11 protein-coding genes are annotated in these 12,959 nt (G+C 43.8%); 5 read left to right on the top strand and 6 right to left on the bottom strand.

The features are described from left to right. Positions 1-13: 13 nt before the first annotated feature. Positions 14-694 (top strand): hypothetical protein, encoded by a 681-nt coding sequence (locus M3193_RS14905; RefSeq protein ID WP_353056420.1) that lies wholly within the window; start codon positions 14-16, stop codon positions 692-694. Positions 695-758: 64 nt separating this feature from the next. Here the strand turns inward: M3193_RS14905 and cydC are convergent, their stop codons facing one another. The 5 genes from cydC to M3193_RS14880 all read right to left on the bottom strand — a co-directional run bounded on the left by cydC (position 759) and on the right by M3193_RS14880 (position 7,876). Continuing rightward, on the bottom strand, positions 759-2,477 hold the full coding sequence (gene cydC / locus M3193_RS14900; protein ID WP_251629281.1) for a thiol reductant ABC exporter subunit CydC: 1,719 nt from the start codon (positions 2,475-2,477) through the stop codon (positions 759-761). Further along, positions 2,474-4,210 (bottom strand): thiol reductant ABC exporter subunit CydD, encoded by a 1,737-nt coding sequence (gene cydD / locus M3193_RS14895; protein ID WP_251629272.1) that lies wholly within the window; start codon positions 4,208-4,210, stop codon positions 2,474-2,476. The genes cydC and cydD overlap by 4 nt, the downstream gene beginning before the upstream one ends. Then, positions 4,210-5,184: a cytochrome d ubiquinol oxidase subunit II gene (cydB, locus tag M3193_RS14890; protein ID WP_251629442.1), complete on the bottom strand. Its 975-nt coding sequence runs from the start codon at positions 5,182-5,184 to the stop codon at positions 4,210-4,212. The genes cydD and cydB overlap by 1 nt, the downstream gene beginning before the upstream one ends. A 29-nt stretch (positions 5,185-5,213) precedes the next feature. After that, on the bottom strand, positions 5,214-6,626 hold the full coding sequence (locus tag M3193_RS14885; RefSeq protein WP_251629270.1) for a cytochrome ubiquinol oxidase subunit I: 1,413 nt from the start codon (positions 6,624-6,626) through the stop codon (positions 5,214-5,216). 431 nt (positions 6,627-7,057) lie between these two features. Next, on the bottom strand, positions 7,058-7,876 hold the full coding sequence (locus M3193_RS14880) for a ZIP family metal transporter (protein ID WP_251629268.1): 819 nt from the start codon (positions 7,874-7,876) through the stop codon (positions 7,058-7,060). 187 nt (positions 7,877-8,063) lie between these two features. Here M3193_RS14880 and M3193_RS14875 point away from each other — a divergent pair, with 187 nt between their 5' ends. Next, on the top strand, positions 8,064-8,705 hold the full coding sequence (locus tag M3193_RS14875) for a hypothetical protein (RefSeq protein ID WP_251629266.1): 642 nt from the start codon (positions 8,064-8,066) through the stop codon (positions 8,703-8,705). 335 nt (positions 8,706-9,040) lie between these two features. Here M3193_RS14875 and M3193_RS14870 read toward each other — a convergent pair whose 3' ends face one another. Then, positions 9,041-9,256: a hypothetical protein gene (locus tag M3193_RS14870; protein ID WP_251629264.1), complete on the bottom strand. Its 216-nt coding sequence runs from the start codon at positions 9,254-9,256 to the stop codon at positions 9,041-9,043. A 636-nt stretch (positions 9,257-9,892) separates the two neighbouring features. On the opposite strand from M3193_RS14870, the gene M3193_RS14865 reads away from it, so the two are divergent. The 3 genes from M3193_RS14865 (at position 9,893) to M3193_RS14855 (ending at position 12,939) form a co-directional block, all read left to right on the top strand. After that, the gene (locus M3193_RS14865) at positions 9,893-10,840 is read left to right on the top strand and encodes an agmatinase family protein (RefSeq protein WP_251629254.1); all 948 of its coding nucleotides are present in this window, start codon (positions 9,893-9,895) and stop codon (positions 10,838-10,840) included. A gap of 93 nt (positions 10,841-10,933) precedes the next feature. Further along, on the top strand, positions 10,934-11,578 hold the full coding sequence (locus M3193_RS14860; protein ID WP_251629252.1) for a helix-turn-helix transcriptional regulator: 645 nt from the start codon (positions 10,934-10,936) through the stop codon (positions 11,576-11,578). 101 nt (positions 11,579-11,679) lie between these two features. Then, on the top strand, positions 11,680-12,939 hold the full coding sequence (locus M3193_RS14855; protein WP_251629250.1) for an Nramp family divalent metal transporter: 1,260 nt from the start codon (positions 11,680-11,682) through the stop codon (positions 12,937-12,939). Positions 12,940-12,959 lie beyond the last annotated feature (20 nt).

Below are 12,959 nucleotides of genomic sequence, written 5' to 3'. Positions count from 1 at the left end.
AGGGAGAGACATGATGACGAATACGAATAATTTCGGGGATGAACAATGGTATCCACAGTTGCCTGAGGGCTATACAGGGGGGGCTCAAGAAATGCATCAAGGGATGGACGGGTGGATGCCCGGCTCCGGTATGCCGAGCTACGGGATGAATGACTACATGACAGGTATGGCTATGCCAGATTTCGATATGAACTATGGGGGTTACACAGCTCAGCGGCCTGGATCTCCAGGATTTCCCGGCGGTGGATTTCCGGGAGGCGGATTCCCTGGGGGCGGATTTCCCGGCGGTGGGTTTCCGGGTGGTGGATTCCCAGGCCAAGGACCGGGGTTCCCAGGCGGAGGTTTTCCAGGAGGCGGATTCCCTGGGGGTGGGTTTCCGGGTGGCGGATTCCCAGGGCAAGGCGGACATGGCGGGCAAGGCGGCCAACAAGCTCCAACCGCTCCGCCGCCGAACTATACGCCGGCCTATCCGGGTGGTAATCAACCACAGCTATTCGCAGTAGACCCGGGTGCGATCAGAGGCTGCTTGTTCAGGTATACGTTTGTCTGGACATCCAGACGGAACGGTTTCTGGTACTTCCCTACATTCGTCGGCCGTACGTCTGTTGCGGGATACCGATGGAGACCAAGCCGCCGCAGATGGGAATTTTTCGGAATTGACTTGAATCGGATCGATCAATTTACTTGCTTCTAACTAAAAAACAGGAATCCAATTACAAATGGATTCCTGTTTTTACTTTATCGCTGTTTCCAACTCATCAAATCCCTTTATCCATTTCATACAACGCACGGTATTTTGATGAGGTCGCTAGCAGTTCTTCATGACTTCCTTGTAAGACAATGTTCCCTTCTTCCAAAAAAATGATTTCGTCCATTTGCTCAATGCCCGCTAAATGATGTGTTACCCAAATGACTGTCTTTTCTTTTGCCGCGTCGAACATTGTTTGCAGGAGGTCATGTTCTGTTTTCGGATCAAGTCCGATCGTTGGTTCATCAAAAATAACAATCGGCGTTTGCTGTAAGAGGACACGGGCGAATGCAATTCGTTGGCGTTCTCCGCCTGAAAACCGATGTCCCATTTCTTCCATCTGTGTTTTCAGTCCTGACGGGATAGATCCAAGTAATTTCGTCAGTTGGGCCTGTTCAACAACTTCTAAAACTTCTTCATCAGACGCATCCGGGTTTCCGATCCGGATATTGTTTTCAACCGTTGTATCAAAAAGATGTGATTTTTGGTTTAGAATCGACAGCGACTTGGCTAGCAGGCTTTGGTTTGCTTGCTCACCATTGATAAACACATTTCCTGCCGTCGGTTGAAGTGCGCCCGTCAAAAGTTTTAGCAGCGTTGATTTGCCCGTACCACTGCGACCTAGAATCGCAACTTTTGTTCCTCTGTCAATCGTCAAGGTCATCCCGTTTATGACATCTTCCTTACTATCTGTGTATCGATAAGATACATTTTGCAAATCAATCGCTGGCCCGTTTGCATCGCAAATAGCTGTTGTTGATTGCGGTGCGCTGACTGGATGATCGACGGTTTCCACCTCATGTAAACGTCGAAGAGATTCTTCATACGCAGGAATCCGTTCAATGGCTTCAGATGCCGGCGAGAGGGCATCGGCAATTGCTAACATCATTAATGAAAAAGCTGCAATGACAGTGGGTGCGATTTGCCCTGTCTCCGCTTGGCTGCCTGCCCAAGCAATCATTGCCATTACTGCAATGCCGATGACAAGTTGAACTACAGCACTTCGTATATGCTGCCAACGCTTCATTCTCTTTTCTATTTCTAACAAATCTCGTTCATCGGCTTTATAATCAGATAAAAAGGAGTCAATTCGTCCGCTGGCAATCCAATCCGATAAGCCGAATACAGCATCTGTCAACTGCGCGTATAATCGATTGCGCCCTTTTTTTAACGCGATGTATTTACGCCGTGTTACGAGTAATGAAATGAAAGGAATCACGAATACAATAATCGCCAACACAAGCGCCATCATGAGGGCGAATACCCAGTCAAATAAACCAAGCACGCCAATGAATACGCCATATACGAATAAGGATAAGATACTCGGAAATACAGTTCGCAAATAGAAATCCTGTAAATGCTCGATGTCCTCAGACAACATGCTCAGTAAGTCACCCGTTTTATAACGTGATTGCAATACTAATGCCTGCGGCTGCAGAACACGGTACAGTCGCGTCCGCATTCTCTCCAAAATACGCAAAATGACGTCATGGCCAATCAGCCGTTCTAAATAACGCATGACCGCCTGGCTAATGCTGAACATCCGGACTGCCACAATGGGAATGTAGACGATCATAATATTTTCGGGGCGAAGTGCTGATTTTGAAATCAAGTAACCCGATATGAACAATAACATCACACTGGAAGCGACGCCAAGCACGCCTACTAATACAGTTAGCAGCATCCGCCCTTTATGTTGTTCCATATAAGGGATAATCCAAGTTCTCACAGCTCTCCTCCCCTTCCTTGATGATGTCGGATCAATTCGACATACACACCTTGTTTCTGAATCAATTCCTCATGCATTCCTCTTTCGACGATACTCCCCTCTTTTAACACAAGGACATGATCCATTTCCTTCATCCAATGAATGCGGTGTGTCGCAAGAAAAACAAGTTTCCCCTCAAAAAGGCGAAGCATCGATTGTTTCAGCTCATATTCCGTCTCAATATCAAGATGCGCTGTTGGTTCATCGAGAATAATAATGGGGCGTTTGCTCAACAACGCGCGCGCCATAGCAATTCGCTGTTCTTGACCGCCGCTTACTGAACGGCCCCCCTCCCCAATTTGGGTATCCATTTTACGAGGTAATTGTTCAACGAGAGCGCGAAGGCCTGTTTCATCGATCACTCGCTCCACTTCCTCATCAGTTGCAGCCTGTTCATAAAATCGGATGTTTTCTTTAATTGACGTCGGGAAAATGTAGGGGTGCTGCGGGATATAGGCAATCTGACTTGTCCAATCCGTTCGGATGAGCGAGGATGTTTCTTCTTCATTTACTTCAATCAGACCGCTCGTCGGTTGTAAAAAACCGGCAATAATATCGATGAATGTCGACTTGCCAGCCCCTGACTCTCCTACAATCCCGATTGTTCCATTACCTTCCCAAGAAAATTGGAGTTTGTTTAGAATCTGTTTTTCATCTTCATCATGACTAACTGTTACTTCATTGAACGCAATCTTGCTCATCGATCCCCATTCAATTTTGGAGTTTATTACAGGGACAGTTGTTTCCTCATGTTCGTTGATAATGGATTCAATCTGTTCCAAGGCAATTTGTCCGTCCAACGTCGCATGATAATCCGTTCCGACTTGTCGGATCGGAAGAAAGTATTCAGGCGCTAAAATAAGAATCGTTAACGCCGGGAGAAGGAAGATCGCACCGTCGATGAGCCGGAAACCTAGGCCGACCGCAACGAATGCGATGGACAAGCTCGTAAAGAAATCGAGTGCAAATGATGACAGGAATGCGATACGAAGTGTTTTCATCGTCGCTTTCCGGTATCGTTTGCTGACACGTGCAATTTTCCCTTCATGCCTTTCGCTGACGCCTAGATAGGTCAATGTTTCCAACCCTTTCAACGTATCAATGAAGTGATTTGACAGAACGCGATAGGTTTTATACTGTTTGTCCGCCATCTTTTGCGCAGCCATCCCGAGGAGGATCATGAAAATGATAATGATCGGGACAGCCGCAATTAAGATGATGGCTGATAGTTTGTCGAGTGTGAAAACAGTAATCGCTAGTACGGCCGGAATGATAAATGTTCGGATCATACGTGGTAGCGTGATTTCCAAATATGTTTTGACTTGTTCAATCCCCTCAATTGCAAGCGTGACTAGTCTTCCCGTTCCGTTTGTCTGTGCAAATCGTGGACCGAGTTTAAAATAGGATGCGGTAAGTTGTTCGCGCAGCGCTTTCGTTGTTCGGACTGCAAAGCGCTCTGAGAGCAGTTGTTGGACGTGGGATAAGACGTGACGCATGACGAAAAACAGAAGGAATAAAAGGAGGTCTGTCCAGATTTCCTGAACAGTTGCCCCTTGGAATAAAAATGTCACACTTCGTCCTAAGAAGATGGCTTGAAGGACAATTGCACACGCTTCTACTAAAATGAGGAACGCCAGGGACGCATAGAGAGAACGGCTGCCGGGGTAAGATGGAAGTCCTTTTTTTCTTTTCATTAATACTCCAACTGGTCCTTCCCTTTGAGACGTTCACGAAATACGTAATAGCTCCACCCTTGGTAAGCTAACACGAAGGGGATCAACGTTAACGATATATAACTCATCACTTTTAATGAATAATCTCCCGATGAGGCGTTATAGACCGTTAAATTATTCGCAGCGCCAAGCGTACTGATCATGACCCGAGGAAACAGTCCGATAAAGACACTTGCGGTTAACGCAATGATTGTAATCGTTGTCAGTAAAAATGAAAGTCCGTTCCTCTCCTTTTTATTGAATATAGCTGAAAGGAGCAATGTTCCCCAAGCTAGAAGCGGCAGCGCAATCCACCCTGTTCCGTGTGCAGTGAAGATATCTGTTTTCCAAAGTCCAGCTGCGGCAAAAGCAAGCAAGGCAAGCAATACTGCAGGTGCAAACCACGATGACGCAACCCTTGCCCGTTCTTGTAATTCGCCTTCTGTTCGAAGTGTAATGAATTGCAGCCCATGCACGATGAAAAGAAGCGTAAACATCACACCGCCCAGCAAGGCAAATGGATGAAGCAATTGTAGAAATCCACCGATCATCTCTTTATGCTCGTCGATCGGAACACCTGTCATAAAATTCGTCAGTGCGACTCCCCAAAGAAATGGAGGGACAACGCTTCCAAAAAAGATGGCCCAATCCCACACCTTTTTCCAAACGGGGTGATCCACCTTCCCTCTGAATTCAAATGCAACACCGCGTAAAATTAACGCAAGCAACATGAAAACAAAGGCAATATAGAAACCACTGAACAGCGTTGCGTACCAATGTGGAAATGCAGCAAACATCGCAGCACCAGCTGATATGAGCCACACTTCATTCGCATCCCAAAAAGGTCCGATCGAATTCAAATACACCCGCTTCTCATAATCATCGCGTCCCAAATACTTGGCAACCGTGCCGACGCCAAAGTCGAATCCTTCAAGTACGAAGAATAATGTGAACATAAAAGCGATCAGCAAAAACCATAATTCACTTAGTTCCAAATATAATCATCCTCCCGACCGGATGGGTCAACAACATCAGCATCAGCATCAACCGCAACCGTTTTTTCCTGATATGCACCTTGCTTAATTGTGCGGACGTATAAGTAAACCGCTACCCCCGCTAAAATCGCATACAACGTGGAAAATGAAATAAGCGAAAATAGAACCTGACCCGCAGTGACATTTGGGGATACGGCATCTTCTGTTTTCATGACGCCGAAGACGACCCACGGCTGTCGGCCCATTTCCGTCATTAGCCAACCGACTGTATTTCCGATAAACGGCAACGCTATCGCGTATACCATTACTTTCATGAGCAATGGACTTTGTTCAAGTCTATTTCTCCTTGAGACATACCAGCCGTATACTCCGAGAAGAAGCATGATCGTGCCAGCGAAAACCATTGTACGGAAGCTCCAAAAGACTGTTCGCACTGGCGGAATATAGTTTCCAGGTCCGTACTTCTCTTCATAATGCTTCTGGATCGTATTCATTCCTTCAACTTGACCACTAAATTTATTGAAAGACAAAACGCTTAACATATAGGGGATTTGTATTTCATTTGTCGTTGTCTTTTCATAAGGATCTATTTTTGCAACAACCGTGAATGGTGCCGGATCAGCGCTGTCTTCCCACAATGCTTCCGCGGCCGCCATTTTCATAGGTTGTGTAGTTAAAAGGTGCACTGCTTGTTGATGACCAACGAACAGAACGACAACTGTCGATACCGTTGCAATGATAATGGAAATCTGAAATGACTTCTTGAACATATCCAGTTGCTGCTTCTTTAGAATTTTCCATGCACTGATGCCTGCTACGAAAAAAGCACCTGTTGCAAAAGCTGAAAATAAAACATGCGGGAACTGGACCCATAATTGTGGGTTTGTTAATAAAGCGAGGAAATCGTTCATTTGCGCTCTGCCTTCAAAGTATTCAAAGCCAACTGGGTGATGCATAAATGAATTGGCTGTTAAAATCCAAAAGGCGGAAAGAACAGTTCCAAACAGAACGAGCCAAATGGATAGCAAATGTACTCGTCTTGGTAAACGATCCCATCCGAATACCCATAATCCAATGAAAGTTGACTCCATAAAGAAAGCGAGCAGTCCTTCAATTGCAAGTGATGGGCCAAAGACGTCTCCTACGAATCTAGAATATGTCGACCAGTTCATACCGAACTGGAATTCTTGTAGTATTCCTGTTACAACACCGACTGCAAAGTTAATGAGAAACATAGTTCCCCAAAACTTCGTCATTTTTTTATACTTTTCATCGCCTGTCCGGTGATAAATCGTTTGCATAATTGCAATCGTTAGTGCAAGACCGATTGACATCGGGACAAAAAGATAATGAAATATCGTTGTAGAAGCAAATTGTATCCTTGCCAAAAAGATCGGATCCATTTCACAAATACACTCCTTTAAAATAATGCTGTGAATAGTAATTCCAATAAGACCAATTTAATGTGGATCTTGATGGAGTATCCAAGTATACATGGATGCACACCCACTATCCATGCCGAATAGATGACTAATCAACGACATTTCTTTGTCCAAAGTTTGGCGGATTTATGACCTTTATTCTTATTGTGACAAAACAATTATCTCGATTGTTCACAATTAAACAGGAAGATGACGTTGAAAGGTGCGAGAGATGTTTTATAATGAAAAAATTACTATTTTACATTAAAAATCTTCGGCGTTTAATAGGGACACTCCATAAAATAACAAAAACAGCCAGTGTGAATAAATCCACACTGACTGCTCAATGAAATGTAATATTCTTTTTATACAACATCGTCTTCTCGTTAGTTGCAGATTGTATTGTTCATCCCTTATCCAAATGCAACATCAAGTATCATCATGACTGCGAATCCAAGCATTAAGCAAATCGATGCCAAGTCTTTATTGCCATTTTCCTGTGAACCCGGGATGACCTCTTCAACGACTACGAAGATCATTGCGCCTGCAGCAAAGCTTAACGCGAATGGGAGAAGGGGCTGCATCGTTGTGACTGCAATTACACCGATTACAGCCGAAATCGGTTCAACCGCTCCTGAAAATTGTCCATAGAAGAAACTTTTCCGGCGTGACATTCCGTCTCTCCGCAGCGGCATTGAAACAGCTGTCCCTTCAGGGAAGTTCTGAATCCCGATGCCAATCGCCAAAGCAATTGCGGCTGCCATTGTTGCGGATGGCATGCCCGCCGCTACAGCTCCGAAGGCAACCCCGATCGCTAGACCTTCAGGTATATTGTGCAACGTAATCGCAAATACGAGAAGGGTGCTCCGCCGTCTGCCCGCAGGATTGATGCCCTCCGCGTCTTTCATGGAAGAGCTCGGATGCAAGTGAGGAATGACCTTATCCGCCACCCACAGAAAGGCGCCTCCCAATAAAAAGCCGATAGCTGCCGGGAACCAGGATGGAAACGAACTGTTTTGTTCGGCCAATTCTATTGCAGGTGCGAGAAGCGACCAAAAACTTGCCGCAATCATTACACCGCCCGCAAACCCCAGCATTCCATCCATCAATTTCTGATTGACTTTCTTCGTTGTAAAAACCAAGGCCGCTCCGACGGCAGTCATTCCCCACGTGAATAAAGTGGCGATTAATGCCTGCGCAACCGGATTCAGTCCTATAAAATAATCTATCATCAATATTCACCCTCTTGTGTCTTAATTCTATAGATTACCGCTATTATATGCGCCATGTTTCCTTCGTGCAACATTTAAATTTCGAGTATTTCCTGATACAATATAATCTTCCCCACAACATAGCATGATATGATTAAAAAATGGCTATGATCTGCAATGTTATAACGATTCTAAGGAGTGACGGACAGTGGATAAAAAAAAGCGGCAACTTCTTGACTACTATTACACTACATTTACGGAAAGAAGCTTTGATGAAAATGATGTCTTAAGTTTTTTACTGTTTATAAGGGAAGACGTGCAAGACAATAAAGTGTTGAAGGAACTGGGAGACTTTATAGTACATAGGGAAAATTGCACGGGGTTCGTCAAAGAGTTTTTCGAGGGATGCAAGCAAATCATCGATAATCTCGGCAAAGGAAGAAAGCAAAAGATCGAGAATCTATTCTCCTTCAAAGAGATCCGGAACGGTTTCAACTCATTTTTCATCGACCAAGGTTATGAAAAAATGACACCCGAAGTAATCAACGACTTCATTTTATGTAATATTTCCTTGTTACAAAACGTGAAACTAGTAACAGGGAGCGCCAATAAGGAAATTGGCCACTTAAGCTTCGCGGCATCCAGCAAAGAGTTATTTCTAATGGGCAATATGAAAGTGTTACATAAAGGGCGATTCATCCCCGTTACATTCCCTGTATTATCAGTAAGGAACATGTACGAGAAAATCAAACCCCAAGATGAAAACGACACCCCTTACCTATTTGATAACGAAATCATAGAAGTCGAAAATCACAACGGCCAAATCATCATCGCATTCCCTGCTTTATAAATAGGATAAATAGGTGCCGATAAATAGGTGCCTGATAAATAGGTGCCTGTGCACGACACAATTCAGTTAATACACCACAATTGTATAATTGATATATGGGAAGCCTTCCAAATCAGGATTTGGTTGGCTTCCCACTGCATTTTTATAACTATTATAGAATTGTCATAAATGTATCATGCACAGGCACCGACACTATTCAGTCTATACACTACAATTGCATAAATGAAAAACGGGAAGCTTGACCAATTGGTATTTGGTTGGCTTCCCTTTGTATTTATATAACTTTTATTGAATTGTCATAAATGCACCATGCACAGGCACCGACATTATTTATTTTACAACTCTCGTTTTGGTGCCGCCATTTTATCATCATCATCAACGGTACCTTTCCCCGCTTTGTTATCCGATGTTCCGTCAGAACTACCAACAGCAGCAGATCCGAATGGATCAAGAGCAGAAGCCATAGTATCCCCAGTAAAAGCACCTACACTAGTTGCTGTTACTTCGGGTGAATCATGTTCATCACGTTTTCGTTTATTACTATTTTCCATTCATTTCACTCCCTCTATTGTTTTAGGACTCCTCCCAAACTTATCTTGTCCAAAAGTGACAACTCCATGAGCCTATATTAACAAGCATCTGAAAATTTATTTTCAGATGAGCTCCGCCCAACCCCACTATTGCGTAATGTATCATGCACAAATGAATCATGCACAGGCACCGACACTATTCAGTCTATACACTACAATTGCATAAATAAAAAACGGGAAGCTTGACCAATTGGTATTTGGTTGGCTTCCCTTTGCATTTATATAACTTTTATTGAATTGTCATAAATGTACCATGCACAGGCACCAACACTATTCAGTCTATACACTACAATTGCATAAATAAAAAATGGGAGGCTTGATCAATTGGTATTTGGTTGGCTTCCCTCTGTATTTATATAACTTTTAATGAATTGTCATAAATGCACCATGCACAGGCACCGAAAAAAGTGCCAATTTACGGAAGGAGAATTTGGTTGATAGTTGATCCAATGGGACTCCGGCTGCTTTCGCTAGTATTTAGGTCTCCTAAACACTTTTAATTTATTTAAAAAACGTTTGACTTTTTTTCAAAGAAACAGTACGATTCAATCTAGAAGTTGACAAATTTTCAAAACACATCGAAAGGAATTGATTTAATTGACTGAAGTTCTTTATGGAAATACACCTTGCTTTTTAGGGGCTAAAAACATCTCTGCTACTAAATCATTCGAGAATATAGATGCGGTCGTATACGGAATTCCGTGGGAAGGTGCCGTTACATGGGGAGATTACACAGGTTGTGAACTTGGTCCGAAAGTGATGCGGTTAACATCTGCGCGTTATAGCGGTTATTTACCGGAACTAGATCATATTGATGTGTTCGAACATATGAAAATCGGAGATATCGGCGACATTGATGTCGTACCGGCAGATGTCGATGAAACAATGAATCGCATTACACAATTCTCGAGCAAACTATGGAACAGCGGAAAATTCCTGATTGGCTTAGGCGGCGATCATGGTGTTACTTTCCCGATCGTGAAAGCGCTTACTGAAACAGGTAAAAAAGTTGGGATCATCCATCTAGATGCACACTACGACAACCTCCCTTCTCATAACGGAGATCAATATGCGCGGTGCAGCCCATTTGCCCGTCTATACGAGCAAGAAGGCGTGCGCAACGAAAGCATTATTCATACAGGGATTCACGGTCCAAGAAATATGCCGGAAGCTGGCCGTAATGCGAAGGAAGCCGGCGCTGTGACAGTAACAATTAACGATATTCGAAATGCTAAAGACTTAAAAGCGCTTGCGGGGGAACTTTATGCAATGGCAAGCAAAGATGTAGATTGTGTCTACTTGAGCATTTGCAGTGACGTGCTGGACTTTGCATTTAACCCTGGCGGTCCAGTTGACGGCAACGGTCTCACTTCATATGAGCTCCTTACGCTCGTCTATGAAATTTGTAAGCAAGGCGTTATCGGAATGGATTTCGTGGAAATCTACCCACAGCAAGATCCGAACCAAAACTCCGCACACTTCGTTTCAACAGTTGTGTTATATGCACTTGCTGGTGAGATTGCGCACAAACAACAAAACTCGTAATTTTCATGAGTCTTCAACTCTTAAACCGGTTGAAGACTCCTATGTAAAGCGTTACTAAAGCGCTTACATAAGAACTGAAAAATGGTGATAAGAATGATTGATGTCAACGAAGCTAATAAAAATATTTTAAGACGCTATGAACCGATTGCCGATATGATTCATGCCACTTTTGGCAGTAATTGTGAAGTCGTCATCCACGATCTAAGCAATGTCCACTCTTCCCTTGTGTATATTCAAGGGAACGTGACAGGCCGTGAATTAGGCGCACCTACTACGGAAGTGATTTTGAAACAATTACGCCAACAAGGCAATGAAGTGAAAGATAAACTTGGTTTTACGACGAGAACGACAGATGGGAAAATGGTGAAAACCTCGCTCTCTTTCATCCGTAACGATGAAGGCGAAGTCATTGGTTATTTGGGCATCAACTTTGATATTACTGCTTTCTCGATGGTTTCCCAAGTGATCAAAGAATTCACTGCCGTACCCGCCGAAGAGGACGACGGAAATCATCTGAACGAATCGTATGCGAAGAATATCGATGAAGTTTTTCATCACTTAATCACTTCGGTAACGCTTGAAATCGGCATCCCGATTCCTGAAATGTCCCGAAATGAACGCATCCGATTTGTCCAGAAGTTAGAAGAAAAAGGCGCGTTCCTCATTCAAGGCTCTTCGGACCGTATCGCCAAAGTGCTGGGCGTTTCTAAACAAACAATCTATAACTACCTAGAATAACGCAACAAGAAATACAGCCATACCAAAGATGAGATCAAATGAGTCTCATCTACCTACAATAGTCGAAATATTTAAAACGTTGGAACGAGAGGTGTACAAACATGACGAATGTGAATCTAGAGAACGTCCAAGTTGCTGAGAAAAAATCGTTGATGGATAGAATAAAAGTGATCGGTCCAGGGGCGATCATTACTGCTTCTTTTATTGGTCCAGGGACCGTAACAACTGCTACTCGAGCAGGTGCTTCGTATGGATACGCCATCCTCTGGGCGGTCGTCTTTTCAATCATTGCGACAATCGTGCTGCAAGAAATGACAGCCCGTCTCGGCATAATTACGCGGAAAGGTTTGGGGGAAGCCGTTCGTGAGCAATTTACCAATCCTATTTTAAAATACGGTTCCATGTGGCTTGTAATGATCGCAATCAGTGTCGGTTGTGCAGCTTATATGGCCGGTGACTTGCTCGGGACATCACTCGGCATTTCAACGTTGACGGGCATTTCGCCAAATGTGCTTGGACCAATAGTAGGCATTATTATTTTATTTATTGGACTGAGCGGAAGTTATAAGTTGATTGAACGGGTCATGGTCGCCTTGATTGCCATTATGAGTTTGACATTCATTACGACAATGTTTGTCGCAAAGCCTAACCTTGGCGAATTGTTCCAAGGGGCATTCCTTCCGACGATTCCAAGCGGTTCCATCATTATGATCATAGCGCTGATCGGTACGACAGTCGTGCCCTATAATTTATTTTTACACTCCTCCATGGTACAGGAACGTTGGAACAAACCAACTGACTTGAAAGAAGCACGCATTGATACGATCGTCTCGATCAGTATCGGCGGACTGATTACAGCGGCAGTGTTGATTACCGCCGGGGCGATGATACAGGGTGTTGAAGTGTCAAGCGCTGCAGACCTATCACTTCAATTGGAACCCATTTTTGGCCAATGGGCAAAAATGTTTATGAGCCTCGGACTATTTGCAGCTGGATTCTCTTCGGCACTCGCCTCCCCGCTCGGTGCAGCGATGACTGTAAGCAGCGTTTTGAAATGGGAAAAAGGGATGAAGGATAAGCGTTTTAAAATTGTGTTTGCAACAGTGATGATCATCGGCATCGTCTGTTCAGGACTAGGCTTTAATCCACTTGACGTTTTATTGTTTGCACAAGCGTTGAATGGGATTTTACTACCGGTGATCGTGATTACGCTTCTTGTCATTATGAATAACAAAAAGCGTCTCGGTGAATTTGGTAACTCTGTGAAAGCGAATATTATCGGCGGAATCGTTGCTGTCATTTGTACGTTCCTCGGTATCTATAGTTTAATCGATGCAATTAAAGCTTTTGTTGGAGCGTAAATGTTACTGTCAGTGCAAAT

The sequence above is a fragment of the Sporosarcina luteola genome, from assembly GCF_023715585.1.
In the GTDB taxonomy this organism is placed as follows: Bacteria; Bacillota; Bacilli; order Bacillales_A; family Planococcaceae; genus Sporosarcina; species Sporosarcina luteola_D.
The sequence above is the reverse complement of the archived record's forward strand: the minus strand, read 5'-3'. Positions and strand labels throughout refer to the sequence as shown.